Below are 16,452 nucleotides of genomic sequence, written 5' to 3'. Positions count from 1 at the left end.
GTGCGTGTGGCGGTGACTGGAGTGCGGCAGCGTGACGTTGTTGAGGACGTGAGCGGCGCGGAGTGCTGGATTTGGATAGCTTGAGGATTCTGAGGTGGTGGGAGCACTTCTGTAGTGTGACTGCATGTCGATCGAATATCTGATGGAGCAGAAGTTGGAGAAGGACCGTGCTGCGGCTGTGCAGGCTCATCAGCAGCAGGTGCCCACCACACCCAGTGAGGCGGCGGTCGTGAGGAATGGGCATCGGCAACTGATGGCACTTTCGCCGTACTTGCACCCATGGGCGGGCTTGCTCGGGACGGTCGACGTCTATTCGGTGAACACGAGCCTGCGCTCGGGCATGCCGCTCGACCGGCGGGCGTCTGGGGCAACCAGCGACTGGTACGATCTGGGTTGCCAGCTCGAGTATTATCAGCGAACCACCAGTGTGTTCGCCGATCTCGGACGTCAACTCGCGTTCGACGAATCAATAGTCGTCCATCGGGGCCTCGGCTTGCCCGACCAAACGAAGCCGGACGCTGTGGATGTGGCCAACATTGGAAAGCACATCACCTTCGGCCACCGACCGGACCTCTACTTCACGGAAAAGGGGTTTGGTTTCGCAACTCCGAACCGTCTGGATGCCCTGCTCTACGACGGTGCCGACCGACTCCCCGCCACACCCCCGCCTCAGCTCGTGAGGCTGGAGCTGACAGCGTTCAGCGGACTGGCGATTCCCGCTGTCGAGCACCGAAGCCGAGAACTGTTCGAGCACATCTATGACGATCGATTTCTTCGAAGCTCAATGTGTCAGGTGATCTTCCCTCCGAGCACCGAGTGGAAGATCACCGACGTGCGGCAGGGCGCGGAAACCGTTCCCGGAACCGGTACACCTGTCACGGTGGTCAAGATGACCCAGGCGTGGCCGAAGTGGACATGATCGACCCTCGCCATCCGACGGAATAATAGACCAGAGCCCACCACCCAGCAGGGCACTGCAGTCCTCAGACTGGCAGACGCGAGTGGGGCCTCGCGCCATCAACTCAACCACCGCACCAACCGGGGTGTCGCAGCCCGGTTGAGCTACGGCACCTTGCCTCGCCGTCCGCCTGTGCGGGATTCTGGTCAGCCAACCCAGTTGCGGTGACTCCAAGCATGAGATCCCCAGACCCGCGTAGCCAGTCGCGCCTTGTGCTGTGCATCAGCTCTACGGCATTCAGTCGAACACTGCGTCTTCCGGAGCTCGTGTTGGAAGCACCGACCTTCGAGCCCCTGCACCCGCGGATCGCCATCGGCGATGCGTTGGGCGATTTGGGCATGGCGGGCGGTGAAGAGCATCAGCATGCACACACCGGACTCGGCCATTCCAGGTCCTCTGGGAAAGTGCTGCGTGCCCTCATCATCAAACTGGACCCCGTGAGTGATCTGGAGCCCTTTGCGGTCAGCTACCGCGCCACAACCGATGCACTCCTCGACGCCGTACCACCAATCACTGGTGTGTTCAGCCTTTGCGAATTCGTCGGGAAGGCGTCGAAAAGCGTGTCCTGTCGTCGAGTCCATGGGTTTGTCCTGCCCGGCGTTGGGGAGGTCGAAGAGGCATTCCTGACCGACGATCTGGGCACTCACAATTCCTCCTCGTCGAACAAGGCTGGCTGACTGAGCCGGTCCATTTGAGACCAGCGGATGAGTCGTGAGGGCTCACTGTAGGGGCCATAGTGGATTCCTTTCGAATCAGCCTGCCAGAGCATTCCGTTGAAGGCCCCGCCACAACCCTGAGCCATTTCCCGGTGGACGACCGGATCGGTGATCTCGCGCCCGTGCAGATGTGGGCGCATCATCTCGGTAACGAGGTCCAATTTCGTGTTCAAAGCTCCTCCATGTGATGTCTTGACCTACCACCAGTATAACAACATATGTAGTTCTCGGGCAAGGGGAGTTGTTGTTAAAGTTTCTGGATTGAGGCAGTCTGAGGAGGCTTGCGGGACAGGGCTGCCGCTGAGCGACGACTTTTGGCGCGGGAGCACAAGCACGGATCAGATGAACTCGGCTCGTACCAGTGATCGAGACGGTGGCGACGCAGGCCACCACGACGACACTGAGCCTCCACCGAAACCGCAGTACAGAACTAAGCCGAACGGCCAGTGCGGCAGGATTTCATGAGCAAGTGGCCAACCCGTCGGTCACGGTGGATGCACTGTCTCTCAACCCCAGCACCAACCAGGGTGCCGCAGGCTAAGAAACTTCGTTGCGACGGAGTCCTCCAGCGAGTCAGCTGCTCGTGCCTGTTGCCGCCGTGCACACTGTCTCTAGATGGCTGGGGCCGCCTGTCAGGAGGTGGTCGGTTCCGGGGCGAGGCAGTCCTCAGAGGGGTCGGTGGCGACGAAGCTCGTGGGGTCCTCGTAGGTGTAGGAACTCACTCGGGGAGCCGGTTCGGGGTCGAGGGTGATTTCGTACTCCCGGACTCCTTCGATCATCGGCGGGGCATCATCGGAGATGAACGCCCAACACATGCCCACGGTGATCGTCGTGTCGTCGTTGGGGTCTTGATCGATGCGGATCGGCCACGAGTAGGAGCGCGCCTGGTGTTGAGTGGCCCAGTCCCAAGACTTGGAGTAGCCCTGACGGACGTCGTCGGTGGAGGCTTTGGCGAGTTTGTCGGTCATCAACGGCTCCGCCCGCTCGAGTGCCTTATTTCGGGTTTTGTCCTCGGCGGGGTTCCAGCTGGTCGTCGCTGTCGCGAATTCGACGGCTGCCTGTTGGTTGCTGTCGCCACTGGCGGGAACGCGGATGGCGTACACGTCGACATCGTCGGTGCTCATCACCTCCAGTTCGGATCGTGTCGGAGGGTCAACGGCGACACCTGGAGCCAGACTCGAATCGATGTGTTCGGTGATGGGGATGCCGTCGATGCTGTACCCGCCTTCGGAAAGCCATTTCTGGAACGCCTCTCGGCCGTCTTGTTCATGCCCTTTGTAGAGATAGAGGTGCAGCGTCCAGGCGGTCGGGTCGGAGCTGTTCTTATCGATACCCTGGTAGGCGCGGAAGAGCTCGGATTCGACCGGGAGGTCGCGCAGGACTGGCCACTTCTGTGTTTGGCGTTCCATAGCATTGGCCATGGCGTCGTCTTTGACTTCCTGCTCGGCTTCGTCGGTGTTCGGAGTCAGCTCGAGAGACAGAGTTGCGTCGTCGGTGATCTCGCGGGTCTCGTGGAAGTCGTCAAACCCATCCTTAGTCGCGGTGATCGTGATCGTGCCTCGGGTGCGCACGTCGATGGTGTCTCCGTCATCGACGAGGCCGTAGGAGTGTCCGTCGATTGTGACTGCGATCGCGTCCGTGGTGGAGTCGATCGTCAGCGTTCGCGTGCTCGGTCGCGTGAGGAGGACGGTTATGGCCGCGATGATGAGCACGAGGGCGGCTGCCAGGATGATCCAGAATGAGCGACGTCGCATGATTCCTCACTTGCCTTGTTCGAGTTCTTCGGCATTGTTGTCTTTGAGCCAGGTGCCGGGATTGGTCTCCGTGCCGCCGAACCGTCCGCCGTTCCACGTTTCGAAGTGCAGGTGGCATCCGGTAGAGCGGCCCTCGGTACCGACTGTGGCGATCTTCGTTCCGGCCGTGACTTTCTCTCCGGGTGCGACGAAGTCAGTGGAGTCCGACATGTGCCCGTATACGAAGTCCACGTCGTCGTAGCTCGACGTCATCACGATCCACTGCCCGAAACCGGAAGCACTGCCGGTGCGAACGATCGTGCCATCGGTGACGGCGTAGAGGTCGGTGACATAGCACTGCGCCCCGTAATCGATTCCGCGGTGTCCTGGCCGGTGCGGGCTCTTGTAGTCGGAGGTCTTGGTCCAGGAGCCCTTGGGCAGGGGAAACACGACATCTCCGGCCCCGCCGCCGCCATCGGTGCAGCCGGTGGTGTAGTTGCCCGCAGCCGCGTCTGTGATGACTTCGACGTAGTGCTGAGTTTGGTTCTTGTAGTCGGGTTTGGCGGGGTCGTTGAACATCTTGTCGAGGTCGTAGTCATAGGATGCGACGGCTCCTTGTCCGGCGTTGTATCCAGCAAGGATGAGTTTGACGTGGTATTCGTCGTCTCCGCGGTTGTGGGGTTCCATGAAGTCGAAGAGGTACTTCATGTACCGGCCCTGGGCAGCGATTGCGTCTTCGGGGTCGAACGGGTCCCCGCCCTCACCGAACGTCGCCCACGTCCCGGGCATGAATTGCGCCAGACCTTTGGCACCGACCGGGGAGACGGCTTTGGGGTTCCATCCGGATTCCTGTTGAAGCTGGGCACCGAGGATCGCGACCGCGACACCTGAGACGCTGGAGGCGTCTTCGACGAAATCGATGTATTCGTCGGGGATCTGCACTTCGCCCGGTCCCTCGCCGGGAGTGCAGACCGGGGCGGCAGCGGCACCAGAGCCGCCGGAGTCATTAACGGGAGCGAAGACAGCCAGGATCGCCACGAACAAGGCGATGGTGATGATCGCGGTAACAAAGGCCAGCGCCCCGAGGACGGGTCCGAGCTTGCGAACGAGGATGAGCATGCTGGGTCTCCGTGGTTGGGGATGCGAGGGGAGTGTGGGGTGTCAGTCCCGACGTCGACGCCGTGCGATGACGAAGATGCCTGCACCGGCGAGAACGGCGAGGCCGGCGAGCACGGCGATGGTGCCGACGGGGTTCATCGAGCTGGCCGCTGGTGCTGCATTGGCGTCCGGGTCTGTGGGGGTGTCATCGGTGATGACAGGCTCGTCGGAGTCTTCAGTCGGGGTGGGGCCATCTGTGGGGTCGGGCGAGGGGTGGTCTTCGTCTCCGGCGGTGATGAGTGTGCCATCGCGGGGAACGTCAATGTCGCGGCGATCGTGGCCATCGTCGGTCGGAAGTTCCGGAATATCGCCGGGCACATTCGGGGCATCGTTGTCGAGGTTGGAGTCGTCGACCACGTCGGAGTCATCTGCCGCGGAGTCGGCGGAATCGTTAGGCTCCTGCACGTCATCGGATGGATCATCATCAGTGGGAGGATCTTCAGGAGCGGGAGGTGTAGGGGGTGCGGGCTCTCCGGCAGCATCGGCGGTGCTATTGCCGTCGGGGGGAGGTGGGACGTCACCGGCAGCGGTGGCGTTGCCGTTGGCGTCGGTTTGGGCGTCAGCGTCCCCTGGGGGTGTGGTTGCGTCGGCGTCTGCGTTGGCTTGGGCAGAGCCAGCCGCGGCAGCGTCGGCTCCGGAGGCGGACCCGTCGCCGTTGGTGGCAGCATCGGAGGGACCATTGGCCTCAGCGTTGCCGTTGGCATCGTCGGCGGCCGAGGCGTCGGAGTCGGCGTTGGTGTCGTCGGTGGCTGAGGCGTCGGAGTCGGCGTTGGTGTCACTGTCGTGATCAGAACCACCGGGGGCCGGTTCGGACTCGCCGCCGCCAATGACAGTGAACCATCCGGTAGTCCAACCACCGGTAGTTGTCTGGAGCTGGTACTTTACGGTCACCGACCCCTCGAACGGGGCGAAGGGAGAGAAGGTGATTGCGCCGTCTCCGCCAGTGGTGAATGAGCCGATGTCGGCGACTACGACGACGAGCGTACGCTTGCCGGTCGCGGGATCAATCAGCTGCAGAGTCTTGGGTTTGAACGCGTCATCGTCGGTTCCGGGGGAGACGGTGACTGGGTCGGTGTTGTCCTCGGGGTAAGTGTGCTCGATGTCGTCGGGAGGAGCTGGCTGTCCCTCATCGGGTGTGTCATGTTCGCCGGGGTTCGTCGGGTCGTAGCCGTCCTCTTTCGGTGGGTCGGTTGGTTCGTCCGGTTCCGTGGGTTCATCGGTCGGCGGTGGAGACGGTTTCTTGGTGGGAGTATCCGTTGGCTCTTCGGTGGGAGCCGGTGGGCGGGGAAGTGTGGGAACTGTGACCGGGTCCGTAGGCTGGGTGGCAGGTAGCGGTGACAACTCGCCACGGTCGACGGTCGCGGTTTCGTCGGGGTTGAGGGTTGCGGCGATAGCGGGTGCCGTGCCGGTGGCGGTGGCGACCCCGATTGCGATGGTCGCTGCGGCGATGCGGCGGGAGACGGTCGGGGACTGTCGAGGGGGTGTCATGAGTTGGAGCCTTTCTTCAGGGCGGTGACGGTGCCGTCTGATGTACGGATAATGGCGATGTCGTCGGCGGTGTAGCCGATGATGCGATGGGAGCTTGTGGAGGCACGGCCATCGCGGATATAGACGCGTTGTGAGTCAGGTTCGGTTACGGCAAGCGGCCCCAGAGCCGTGATGAAGTCGGTTTCGGCGCGAGAAGTCGGGGTGCCGGTGTTCAGGTCGATGGCGTAAGGGCCGAGGATCGCCGTAGTCATTCCTCGCCCGATCTGCCAGCTCTCGACGGTGTCGGGGACTTCGACGGTGGCGGTGACGGTCCCGTTGTCGTGGAGATCGTGGATCGCGGCCATGGTGGTGTCGTGGAGCGTCCAAAGAGTCACGGCGTATCCGTGTCCGATGGACAGGTGCCGGGAGAATGCTGCATCTTCGACCGGTTCTGGAAGTGTGATGGTGGCGGGATCGTCAGCGTCGGAGCCGAAGGGAATCGCGACGAGCTCGGGTCGGTCAGCAGCGAACTCATACAAGGTGGAGGCGTCGATCGCGGCGGGGATGTATTGGGGGTTCGTCGTGACCTTGACGGGCTTGTCTTCGCCGAAGACGAGAGCGTGAACAGTGCCATCGGCAGTGGTGACCATGGGAGTGGTGCCAGTGACAGACACGGTTTGGTCGCCGGAAATGGGCCAGGTGTGTGTTTTGCCGTCGGCGGTGAGAGCGATCACGGACTTCTCGGTGCGGGCGGCAATCGCTGGAGTATCACCGATGAGGAATTCAGCGGTGTACTTCACCGGGGACTCAAGTGATGCGGTGGTGATGGTGTCGCCGGTGCCGGGGTCATCCAGGACCAGGTCGCCGGACTTTTTGTCGATATAGGCCACTCCAGCGCCGAACCAGGACAGGGCAGCGGCTTTCGACGAGTCGATCGACCACAGTTCGGTGTCGAAGCCGACCAAGGTATCGGTGTCGATTGGTGTCGCGGCGTCGAGGACGGTGACTTCGGTGGGCAGGGGTGGTTTGGGGTCTTCGCGGGGGAAGAAGATGATGACCATTGCCGTGACCACGGCGATGAGCAGGAGGCTGGCGATGGTGATCTGAGTGGCTGGGTGCCGGATCCATGCCCACCGGTTTGTTGTCGGGGGTGGGTTGTGGGTCGGAGTGTTGGGGGGAGTGCTGGTGCGTGGAGGAATGATGAGCTGTTCTGCGGTCTCGGCGTCCGAGCTGTCGGGGTCTGTGAACAGGGTTAAGGGGTCGTTGCTGGGTGTTGAAGAGCGTGGTTTGCGGAACCGGGACAGGAGTCGGGCCAGAGGAGAGGCCGGTGGAGTGTCGTCCTCGTCGAAGAGATGATCAGTGTCGTCCTCGTCGTCACCGTTGTCGAACTCTTGGGGATGGATGGTTTGGGTGATGAATCCGGGCAGTGTCGAGGTCAGTTGGAGGGGGTGGACGTGCCTGTTGGCTAGGGCTTGGACGGCGGCAATGACGGCGTCGAGGTCGGCTGTACGGGGCATGGTGGCGCCGGTGTCGGCGCTGATGATGGAGAAGTCGTGGAATGACAGTTTGTAGGTGGTAAGTTCGGTGGAATCGTTCGGGACAGGAGTGAGCCCGTTGGGGGTGACGTACCAGCGGTGGGCCTCAAATGCTGGGGGCGTGTCGTCACTGGGTTGAGTATGTGCTGGTGAGAGTTCGACGATCGGGGTATCACGGTGGCGGCGGCGCAGGATTAGCGTCGTGGCTTCGGACAGGGAAGTGGTGGGCACCGCGATGCGAGTGCGGTCGATGATCGTCACTGCTGCTGTGAGGATGAATCCAGTGGGAGGGGTCTCGGGGCCGGTGGACACAGAGTGCAGTGTCATGGGGACCTCCGGATCGTCTGTAATGTTTCGCATGACTCAGTTTCTCCACCTACCAATTGGGGGTTTCACGCCAGTTACCGGTGACGGGCCCGAAATGTTTGTCACTACGGCCCTTGCCCGCGAACACGAGTGTGGTCGTCGACTGGTGGAGTCGACGACCACACTGTGCAGGGAGTCGGTCAGGCGACGTGCGGACCATCGACCGAAACGGCCGGGCTGGGCGTTGCTGCCCGGTGATGGGCCACGACGGTGGACAGCTTGTCCGGTCTGAAACCCGACCACGTATCGGTGGGAGTCTGCACGATCGGTGCTTCACGGAAACCTTGAGCGACGAACGCCTCGAGCTGTTGTCGATGCTTCGGGTCGGTGAGGTCGTTTTCGGTGTAGGGCACATTCTCGTGGTTGAGAGTGCGTGTCGTTGCGTTGCATTGCACGCATCCTGGTTTGGACCACACGGTGATGGTGGGCATATCGGGCTCCTTACTCATTGGGGATCAGCGTCCGGGTTCCAGTCGTGGGGGTTTTCGCTCGTAATGCGATCGGTGGTATCGCGGGCATCGCGCTTGGCTTCTTCGGCGGCACCATCGGTGATGAGTTCAACGTATTCCTCGGGTCCGTAGTCGAGTTGGGTGCGGGTTTTGTATCCGAGGTTCGTTGCCCACCAGCCGGCCCAGGTCAGTGATCGGGCGGCGGTGAGGATTGTGTTGGTGTCGGTGGTTTCGTTGCGCAGGATTTCGTCGAGGACGGAGTAGCGGTCGCGGCGGGCTGAGGTGATCAATCCTGAGGTGACCATCTTCTCTGTGCCTTCGAGGCTGGGCAGGTGGTGTTCTTCTTCGAATGCTTCGGTATCGAGCATGAGCTGGTTGAGGAAGGCGTCTCGGTCGTGTTCTCGAGACTCGGCGAAGCAGCGTGGGCAGACCATGCCGTCGCCGTTCTTCCCGGCCTTTGTGGCGAAGAAGTCGGATTGGGCCGCCTGCGCTCGGCGGGAGGGTGGAACTTTGGACAGGTCGCGTTTGGCGGTGTGTCCGCATTTGTACTTCACCGGGTAGTGGGTAGGGATCTTGCTCATTGTGGTGTCCTTCCGTCTGGGGTACTGCCGGGAATTCCGGAAGACGGGAGCGAATGTGTGTCGCCGAAGAATTAGTCAGTGAGCTCGTAGCGCAGCTGTGTGAGACGAGCCCGACGTCCTGGTGGTTCGGGAAGGGCCGTGACCATGGCCTCGAGTCGGGCGGTTGAGGCTTTCGTGTAAATCTGGGTTGTTGCGACATTGGCGTGGCCGAGGAGATCACGGAGGGCCAAGATGTCGTGGTTGAGCTCGAGCGCGTCGACGGCGAACTTGTGGCGCAGACTGTGAGCGTGCCTGCCCTTTTGATATCCGAGAAGATGGCGGATACGGCGGCCGATCGAGCGGTTGAGCATGTGGCCGGTGGCGTTGAGTGCTGAGGGGAAGAAATATCCAGCCGGGAAGGTTGGCAGGATTTCGAGAAGCAGCGGGTGGAGGGGCACGATTCGTTCTTTGTTGCCTTTTCCGAGAATCCGGAGTTGTCGGGTGGCAAGGAGAACATCGTCTGAGTGTGATTGGGCGATTTCACCAGCCCTCATACCCTGGAGTTCCCCGAACAGGATCATCAGAACGTCTTTAGGGCGGGTGCATCGGGAGAGGCCTTGCGCGATCACGTCATTAGGGCACGGGTTCGGGACGCCGCGGGAGCTGCGGATCGGGGGCAGTTTCGATGATGGGTTAGCTTTGGTGTGCTCGACGTCGGTCGCCCACCGGTAGAAGGTCGTGAGAGCGGCGCGGCCGGAACGTTTGGTGGAGATCGAGGGGCCGATGTGTTTGGCCAGCCAGGTCATAAGGTCTTGGAGGCCAAGCTTGAGCACGTTCGCGTGTCCTTCGGCTTGTGCCCAGAGCATGAACCGTCTGAGGTAGTACTCGCGGATCTCGACGGTGCTGGCTGCGTTGTAAGCAGCAAGTGATGTGGTGTAGCCAGCGAGCAGTTTGGTGTGCTTGCGATTGAGCGTTGGGTTTGCAGGCAATGGGTCCTCCTTTGTTCCTGGTCACGGGCGGGGGGCTGCCCATTTAATGCCAGGAACGAAGAAGTTAGTTGCGGGCTGCTGTAGTTCGGACCCAACCGATTAGAGCGATTGTGAGTATGCCGCCAATTGCCATGAGCCAGAGCGTTGCGGTGTAGGGGCTGTCGATGTCGTAGCCGATGGTGACGATTACGCCGATGATTCCGGTGAGGGTGATCCCCCAAATCGCGAACCGCAGGATTGCGACCCCGATCGTGATCGCAAGAACGGAGATGAGTCCGATGATGGCTATGCCGATGACGGTCAAGATGATCGCGCTCATGGTACTGCTCCCTTGCTGGTATCGAGTTGCGATGATGATCTGAACCTACAGGTTAGGTCTGGCGTGGACTAGTTTGCTGATTGTCAGAACGGTTTTGCCCCGCGCGAGTAGTAGTCACAGTCGGGAGAGGGGGCACATTCGAGTCCTTGCTCGAACAGTGCCGATCCAGCTTGCTGTCGCAGTGATTTCGGTCCGGAAATCTTGATATCGATCTTCTCGACGTACTGCCCTTCGTAGGTTCCACCAGTGTGGATGGCAGACCGGTCGATGTGTTCGAAGGAGAGTTCCGAGTAGTCAACGCCAGTTCGCGTTAGCATCAACTTCATTGCGCGGATGGTGAGATGCTTGGCTACCACTGCCGGACACCACCGACCGCGAAGCGGATGAGGCTGAAGGTGATGACTGCAGCGGCGCATTGACCACTTGGGATTGGCTGGACGGGGCTAGCAAATTGATCGCTTAATCGTGAGGTCGGGGGATCGAGTCCCCCTCCCGCTACCGTTCAACTCCCTCATCGCGACGAAGAGTCCGGTGGGGGAGTTTCTGTATTCGGGAACTCTCCGTCCCGGTATTGCGCGTCTCCTGCCGACCGTGCAAGTCTTGCCGTGTGAAGCGCGCCACTGGAAGTGATGACAGGGAGTCCCGCACGGCGGCTGCCTACCTTCCCACCACGCCTGACGGCGCCGACCGACTCATCCTCCGGGGCGCCAGGCTCATCGACGGCACCGGCGGTGAGGTTGTCGCCGACGCCGAGATCGAGGTCGACGGCGGACGCATCGTCTACGCAGGCCCCGCCCGCCGATGTGACGAGTCCGCGGAAGGCGGCAGGCGCGACGAGCCGACTGTCACTGTCGTCGATCTGACCGGCAAGACCATCCTGCCGGGGTTCATCGATGCGCATGTCCACCTGGGCCTGTCCATCGAAGACCAGCCTGCCGAGGCGGCGCGATTCGATTCCGAGCGCGTGTTCCGGATGGGGCTGCGAGCGAATCAGACTCTGATGGCCGGTGTGACGACGGTCCGCGATCTCGGCGGAATCGACCGCGGAGTCAGAGACGCCGTCGAGGCCGGCCTCATCCGAGGACCGCGCATGCACATCGCCGTCGTCCCGCTCTCCCCGACCGGCGGTCACACCGACTTCACTCTGCCCAACGGCCGGCCGGTGCCGATGGGGCTGCCGATGGACCCGATCATCGACACCGATGACGACGTTCGGCGGATGGTGAGGCTTCTCGTGCGAGGAGGGGCTGACGTCGTCAAGGTCTGCACGACCGGCGGAGTGTCGAGTCCGACGGACACCCCGGATGACATCGGTGTCCCCGAGGAGCATGTGCGACTCATCGTCGCCGAAACGGCGAAGCGTTCACACCAGCCGGTCGCCGCCCACGCCCAAGGGGCGGAAGGAATCAAGGCTGCCATCCGCGGCGGCGCCGCATCGATCGAACACGGCTACGGAATCGACGATGAAGGCATCGACCTCATGCTCGAACATGGCACGTTCCTGGTCCCCACGCTCACGAGTGCCCTGCGCGTGCCGGATCCCCGGGACGTTCCCGCTTACCTCTACGAGAAGAAGGCCCAGTGGTCGGCGATCGCCCGCGAACGCGTGGCGGCAGCGCTCGAGGCAGGGGTCCGGACGGCTCTGGGCACGGACGCCGGAGTGTGCCCGCACGGGCAGAACCTGTGGGAACCAGTCCATGCCGTCGAACTCGGGCTGAATCCGATGGAGGCTATCGTGGCCGGCACCCGCAGCGCCGCCGAACTCCTCCGTCTCGACGGCGACATCGGCACACTTGAAGCGGGCAGACTCGCGGACCTCATCATCGTCGACTTCGATCCCATCACCGACATCACGCCGCTGGCCGAACCGGACAACGTCAAAGCGATCCTCCAGGGCGGGGTACTCGTCAAAGACAGCGACTCATGGTTCCCCGACCCTCCGAAGCGAGCACTGATCTCCCCCTGACCCGTTCAGCGGATGTCTGCGGTGGGCCAGAAGAACGACCTGCCGCTTCCTGCGCCGACTCCCAGAAGGACAGCACACCGTGACACTCGATTTCACCAGCGAAGCCCGCGCCTTTGCCGACGATCTGCGCGAACTGCGCCGCGATCTCCATCGCAATCCCGAAGTCGGCCTCGACCTGCCGGAGACGCAACGACGCATTCTCCGCGCCCTCGAAGGACTGCCGCTCGAGATCACCCTCGGTCGGGGACTCAGCTCGATCGTCGCTGTCCTGCGGGGAGCACACCCCGGCCCGACAGTGCTGCTGCGCGGGGACATGGACGCTCTGCCCGTCGTCGAGGCGACCGGACTCGATTTCGCGTCGGCGAACGGAAACATGCACGCCTGCGGACACGATCTCCATGTCTCGGGACTCGTCGGAGCCGCACAGCTGCTGTCCGCCCATCAGGCCGACCTCTCAGGGACCGTGGCCTTCATGTTCCAACCCGGCGAAGAGGGCATGGGCGGGGCGAAGATCATGCTCGAAGAACGGATGTTCGAAGCCATCGGGCAGAGGCCCGACGCCGCCTACGCGATCCACGTGGCCCCGGGACCGCCGGGAACCTTCGTGACCAGACCGGGCACGATCATGGCTGGAGCGAATACGCTGCACGTGACCATGCACGGCAGCGGCGGACACAGCTCGCGACCGGAAGACGCCGTCGACCCGGTCCGTCCGATCCTCGAACTCGGACAGGCCCTGCAGTCGATGGTCACCGGATCATTCAGCGTCTTCGACCCCATCGTCGCCCAGGTGACCCAGCTGGAGGCAGGAGAAGCCGTCAACGTCATCCCCGCCTCGGCGAAACTCGGGGCCTCCGTGCGCACTCTCTCCCACGAGACGACGCGGAAGTTCCCCGAACTCGCCGCACGGCAGGCTGAGTCGATCGCGGCAGCACACGGGTGCACGGCCGAGGTGGTCTGGACCGAGCAGTACCCCGTCACGGTCAATGACGGGGACGAAGCCGCCTTCGCATTGGCCGCACTGACCGATCGATTCGGCGTCGAGCGAGTGGTGCAGGTCCCGGACCCGCTCATGGGGTCCGAGGACTTCTCCTTCGTGCTCGAGCAGGTGCCCGGTGCCTTCGTGTTCTTCTTCGTGTCACCCGAAGGCATCGATCCGGAGACGGCTGCGATCAATCATTCACCCGAGGTTCTGTTCGACGATGCTCACCTCCCCGACCAGGCAGCCGCGCTCGCGACCTTGGCCTGGGAGCGGTCACTGCGCGGCTAAGCGGAGCTCTGCCCTCCCCGTTTCGGAGTCATGCGTCCGCCTCTTCTCGATCCTCCACACCAGCACTACAGCGATCGCCTGGGCGAGGATGAACAGCAGCATGTACGGTCCTGCGGCACCGGCCGAACGGTCCTGGCTGATCCCTCCGCCGAAGGCGAAGAGCGAACCGATCGCCATGGCGAAGACGTTGTTCATCGCGTGGAACGCAATGGACGCCTCCAAGCCACGACCGAGCAGCGCTATGAGAGCCGTGCTCGCACCGAGCCCGAGGTAGTTGAGGAACATCCACGGATCCGAACTCGTGTGCAGGAGCGCGAACAGCAGGGTCGACAGGCTGATTCCGACGATGAGCGTCGGACGCGCGGCACGGATCCACGACGCGTACGATGCCGTGAGCACTCCCCGGAAGGTGATCTCCTCAGCGGCGGCCTGAAGCGGAGTGGTCAGCAGCACGACTGCCAGCAGCAGGGTCGTCGTTCCGGTGACCTGGAAGGCCGAACCGGGAGAGGGGTGAACGAGGGCGAGGATTACGTTGAGGAAGATCATCAGCCCCGCAAACAGCAGCGTATAGCTTCCGAGCCGGCGCCAGGAGAACCGGCGGATGGTGGTCATGACGCTGCGCCACGGCGTCTTCGTCGCCAGTCGCAGGACCATGAGCGTCAGCGGAGCCAACAGGATGATCGCGAGGTTCGTCGCCAGATAGGTCAGTGGTGTCAGGGTGGCATCGTGGGGGTCCTTGCCCCACAGGCCCACCTCGATGATCGCGGCGGCGGAGAGGAACAGTGCCTGCAGCGCGTAGGTGGCTCCGACTACGAGGACGGTCAGCAGAATGGGCACCCACCAGCGCATCGTGAGCTGAGCACCGAAGGGACGGGAAGCCTCGTCCAGGCTGTTCGCAGCAGACATCGTCAAGTCCTTTCACTGGTCGTCTCTGTCTGACTGCCATGGAAGACCCTGTGCTCGGAACAGGGTCAAGGCCCGCCTCGGCGACGATCCTTTCAGCCGTCTTCCGCGACTGGGGTATGGTCATCGCACGGTTCGGCGCCTACTCTCGAAGAGACTGTTCGATCGATGTGGGAGATCAACGATGATCAGCACACAACTGTCCGACTGGCTGCTCGATTCCGATCCGGCACTGCGGTGGCAGGTCGAACGCGACCTGCTCGGTGCGGAGGAAACGAGCTGGCAGGCAACCCGAGCGAAAGTCGCCCACGAGGGATTCGGTGCCGATCTGCTGTCCCACCAGGACCCGGACGGGCAATGGGCCGGCGGGGCGTTCTTCCCGTCCGACTTCACCTTCGACGATGACCGAGCACAGCCCTGGACGGCGACGACGTGGGCGCTGAAGGACCTGCGCGAATGGGGGTTGGCCGCCTCGGCGTTGGAGGGAACGGCCGAGAGGCTCAGGGCCGCGCGGTGGGAATACGAAGACCTTCCCTACTGGGACGGTGAGGTCGACGTGTGCATCAATTCGTGGACACTGTCGAACGGTCTGTGGTTGGACGCCGATGTCGACGGCCTCGTGGACTGGTTCCTCGACCACCAGCTTCCCGACGGCGGGTGGAACTGCGAATGGGTCGAAGGCTCGGAGGTCTCGTCCTATCACTCCACCCTCAACGCGCTGATCGCCCTCCTCGACTACCAGAAGCACACCGGTGACGGCCCACGTGTGCAGCGCGCCAGAGCCGGGGGAGAGGAGTACCTCCTCTCCAGGAATCTGTTCCGCCGCGCCGGTGAACCGTCGAAATGGGTGACATTGCAGGCCCAGCGGGTCCTCGACTGGTGGGACGGAACGCAGCCCGCCTGAGCATCCACAGTCGCGGCCCAGGAACGCCACAGTCCTGCGCCAGAGCCGGTCACCACGATGGTGTCATCACACATCATCGAAGGAAGGACAGCTCATGGCCCGCGTACCCGAACCCGACCAGACCCCGAACGGACCCGCCTACGAAGGACGGCTCCTCGACCGTCCCGACGAGGAGGTCGTCGATCAGGGCGCCTCGTTCGACATCCGCACCCTCTTCAGCCGCCGCGGAGTCCTCGGACTCGTCGGCGCCGGTGTCGGCACCATGGCCCTGGCCGCGTGCACCTCCGCAGCCTCCGGCACGACGGATTCGGCCACGAGCGGCGGCGGATCGGTCACCGAGATCCCCGCCGAGACGGCCGGACCGTATCCTGCAGACGGCTCGAACGGCCCGGACATCCTCGAAGAGTCCGGAATCGTGCGTTCGGACATCCGGGCGAACATCGACGGCACCGACACCGTCGACGGTGTGCCCCTGACCTTCACCCTCAAGGTCACCGATATGGCCGGTGACAATGCCCCGTTCGAAGGCGTCGCCGTCTACGCCTGGCACTGTGACGCTCAGGGCCGCTACTCGATGTATTCCGACGGAGTCGAGGACGCGACCTGGCTGCGCGGTGTCCAAGTCGCCGATGCCGCCGGTGAAGTCACCTTCACCTCGGTCTTCCCCGGCTGCTACTCCGGCCGGTGGACCCACATCCACTTCGAGGTCTACCCGGACGTCGACTCCATCACCGATGCCGAGAACGCTATCGCCACCTCGCAGATGGCCCTGCCCGAAGATGCCTGCGACGCCGTGTTCGCCCTCGACGCCTACGACGGATCGGCGAAGAACCTCTCGGCCATCACTCTCGACGATGACAATGTCTTCGGCGACGACGGAGGAGAGCACCAGCTCGCCACGATCAGCGGCGACACGGAGTCCGGGTACTCCGCCTCCCTCGACGTCCCCGTCGACACCGACACCGAACCGGCCGGCGGCGCAGCCCCAGGAAGCGGCGGCGGTCAGAGCGGAACCCCTCCTGAGGGCGGAAACCCTCCTGAAGGAGGGGCCGGACCGGACGGCGGAACACCGCCTGCGGGCGGATCGTCCGCAGATGGTTCATCCGGAAGCGACGACAGCTGAACGCCCCGACCGAGAAGGGACCAACCGACACGAACC

General features: G+C 63.0%; 17 protein-coding genes. 6 read left to right on the top strand and 11 right to left on the bottom strand.

Features of this window, described 5'->3' with window-relative positions:
- Window positions 1-124 precede the first annotated feature (124 nt).
- Window positions 125-919: a hypothetical protein gene (locus GUY37_RS13105; protein WP_166826384.1), complete on the top strand. Its 795-nt coding sequence runs from the start codon at window positions 125-127 to the stop codon at window positions 917-919.
- A 305-nt stretch (window positions 920-1,224) separates the two neighbouring features.
- A complete protein-coding gene (locus GUY37_RS13100) occupies window positions 1,225-1,635 on the top strand; it encodes a hypothetical protein (RefSeq protein ID WP_166826381.1) in 411 nt (136 codons plus the stop codon).
- Here GUY37_RS13100 and GUY37_RS13095 read toward each other — a convergent pair.
- The 10 genes from GUY37_RS13095 to GUY37_RS13050 form a co-directional block, all read right to left on the bottom strand.
- Window positions 1,602-1,847 (bottom strand): hypothetical protein, encoded by a 246-nt coding sequence (locus tag GUY37_RS13095; protein WP_166826379.1) that lies wholly within the window; start codon window positions 1,845-1,847, stop codon window positions 1,602-1,604. The two genes, GUY37_RS13100 and GUY37_RS13095, sit on opposite strands and share 34 nt — an antisense overlap.
- A 459-nt stretch (window positions 1,848-2,306) precedes the next feature.
- A complete protein-coding gene (locus GUY37_RS13090; protein ID WP_166826376.1) occupies window positions 2,307-3,428 on the bottom strand; it encodes a hypothetical protein in 1,122 nt (373 codons plus the stop codon).
- A gap of 6 nt (window positions 3,429-3,434) precedes the next feature.
- Entirely contained in the window at window positions 3,435-4,526 is a 1,092-nt protein-coding gene (locus tag GUY37_RS13085) for a peptidoglycan DD-metalloendopeptidase family protein (RefSeq protein WP_166826373.1), read from the bottom strand.
- Window positions 4,527-4,568: 42 nt separating this feature from the next.
- Window positions 4,569-6,053, bottom strand: a complete 1,485-nt coding sequence (locus GUY37_RS13080) for a hypothetical protein (protein WP_166826370.1) — start codon at window positions 6,051-6,053, stop codon at window positions 4,569-4,571.
- Window positions 6,050-7,894: a hypothetical protein gene (locus GUY37_RS13075; RefSeq protein ID WP_166826367.1), complete on the bottom strand. Its 1,845-nt coding sequence runs from the start codon at window positions 7,892-7,894 to the stop codon at window positions 6,050-6,052. Before GUY37_RS13075 ends, GUY37_RS13080 begins: the two co-directional genes overlap by 4 nt.
- Before the next feature lie 179 nt (window positions 7,895-8,073).
- Window positions 8,074-8,364: a glutaredoxin domain-containing protein gene (locus GUY37_RS13070; RefSeq protein ID WP_166826364.1), complete on the bottom strand. Its 291-nt coding sequence runs from the start codon at window positions 8,362-8,364 to the stop codon at window positions 8,074-8,076.
- A 14-nt stretch (window positions 8,365-8,378) separates the two neighbouring features.
- On the bottom strand, window positions 8,379-8,963 hold the full coding sequence (locus GUY37_RS13065; protein ID WP_166826361.1) for a hypothetical protein: 585 nt from the start codon (window positions 8,961-8,963) through the stop codon (window positions 8,379-8,381).
- Between the two features lie 71 nt (window positions 8,964-9,034).
- Complete coding sequence (locus GUY37_RS13060; RefSeq protein WP_166826358.1) at window positions 9,035-9,931, bottom strand: tyrosine-type recombinase/integrase; 897 nt, start codon at window positions 9,929-9,931, stop codon at window positions 9,035-9,037.
- Window positions 9,932-9,995: 64 nt separating this feature from the next.
- The gene (locus GUY37_RS13055; protein WP_166826355.1) at window positions 9,996-10,250 is read right to left on the bottom strand and encodes a hypothetical protein; all 255 of its coding nucleotides are present in this window, start codon (window positions 10,248-10,250) and stop codon (window positions 9,996-9,998) included.
- 83 nt (window positions 10,251-10,333) lie between these two features.
- Entirely contained in the window at window positions 10,334-10,606 is a 273-nt protein-coding gene (locus GUY37_RS13050) for a hypothetical protein (RefSeq protein WP_166826353.1), read from the bottom strand.
- Window positions 10,607-10,857: 251 nt separating this feature from the next.
- Between GUY37_RS13050 and GUY37_RS13045 the strand changes: the two genes are divergently transcribed.
- Window positions 10,858-12,216, top strand: a complete 1,359-nt coding sequence (locus GUY37_RS13045; RefSeq protein WP_208094679.1) for a metal-dependent hydrolase family protein — start codon at window positions 10,858-10,860, stop codon at window positions 12,214-12,216.
- 79 nt (window positions 12,217-12,295) lie between these two features.
- The gene (locus GUY37_RS13040) at window positions 12,296-13,486 is read left to right on the top strand and encodes a M20 metallopeptidase family protein (RefSeq protein WP_166826350.1); all 1,191 of its coding nucleotides are present in this window, start codon (window positions 12,296-12,298) and stop codon (window positions 13,484-13,486) included.
- On the opposite strand, the gene GUY37_RS13035 is transcribed toward GUY37_RS13040, so the two are convergent.
- Window positions 13,472-14,392 carry a CPBP family intramembrane glutamic endopeptidase gene (locus GUY37_RS13035; protein WP_166826347.1) on the bottom strand — a complete coding sequence of 307 codons (921 nt, stop codon included), beginning with the start codon at window positions 14,390-14,392 and terminating at the stop codon, window positions 13,472-13,474. The two genes, GUY37_RS13040 and GUY37_RS13035, sit on opposite strands and share 15 nt — an antisense overlap.
- Before the next feature lie 181 nt (window positions 14,393-14,573).
- Between GUY37_RS13035 and GUY37_RS13030 the strand changes: the two genes are divergently transcribed.
- Window positions 14,574-15,293, top strand: a complete 720-nt coding sequence (locus tag GUY37_RS13030; protein WP_166826344.1) for a hypothetical protein — start codon at window positions 14,574-14,576, stop codon at window positions 15,291-15,293.
- Between the two features lie 94 nt (window positions 15,294-15,387).
- Window positions 15,388-16,416 carry an intradiol ring-cleavage dioxygenase gene (locus GUY37_RS13025; protein WP_166826342.1) on the top strand — a complete coding sequence of 343 codons (1,029 nt, stop codon included), beginning with the start codon at window positions 15,388-15,390 and terminating at the stop codon, window positions 16,414-16,416.
- Window positions 16,417-16,452: the final 36 nt, after the last annotated feature.

This window comes from Brevibacterium limosum, assembly GCF_011617705.1.
GTDB classification, from domain to species: Bacteria; Actinomycetota; Actinomycetes; order Actinomycetales; family Brevibacteriaceae; genus Brevibacterium; species Brevibacterium limosum.
The sequence above is the reverse complement of the archived record's forward strand: the minus strand, read 5'-3'. Positions and strand labels throughout refer to the sequence as shown.

Coding starts and splice junctions, on each gene's coding strand:
- GUY37_RS13030 (WP_166826344.1), top strand. CDS start 14,574: ATGATCAGCACACAACTGTCCGACTGGCTGCTCGATTCCGATCCGGCA.
- GUY37_RS13105 (WP_166826384.1), top strand. CDS start 125: ATGTCGATCGAATATCTGATGGAGCAGAAGTTGGAGAAGGACCGTGCT.
- GUY37_RS13025 (WP_166826342.1), top strand. CDS start 15,388: ATGGCCCGCGTACCCGAACCCGACCAGACCCCGAACGGACCCGCCTAC.
- GUY37_RS13090 (WP_166826376.1), bottom strand. CDS start 3,428: ATGCGACGTCGCTCATTCTGGATCATCCTGGCAGCCGCCCTCGTGCTC.
- GUY37_RS13080 (WP_166826370.1), bottom strand. CDS start 6,053: ATGACACCCCCTCGACAGTCCCCGACCGTCTCCCGCCGCATCGCCGCA.
- GUY37_RS13055 (WP_166826355.1), bottom strand. CDS start 10,250: ATGAGCGCGATCATCTTGACCGTCATCGGCATAGCCATCATCGGACTC.
- GUY37_RS13085 (WP_166826373.1), bottom strand. CDS start 4,526: ATGCTCATCCTCGTTCGCAAGCTCGGACCCGTCCTCGGGGCGCTGGCC.
- GUY37_RS13035 (WP_166826347.1), bottom strand. CDS start 14,392: ATGTCTGCTGCGAACAGCCTGGACGAGGCTTCCCGTCCCTTCGGTGCT.
- GUY37_RS13070 (WP_166826364.1), bottom strand. CDS start 8,364: ATGCCCACCATCACCGTGTGGTCCAAACCAGGATGCGTGCAATGCAAC.
- GUY37_RS13075 (WP_166826367.1), bottom strand. CDS start 7,894: ATGACACTGCACTCTGTGTCCACCGGCCCCGAGACCCCTCCCACTGGA.
- GUY37_RS13065 (WP_166826361.1), bottom strand. CDS start 8,963: ATGAGCAAGATCCCTACCCACTACCCGGTGAAGTACAAATGCGGACAC.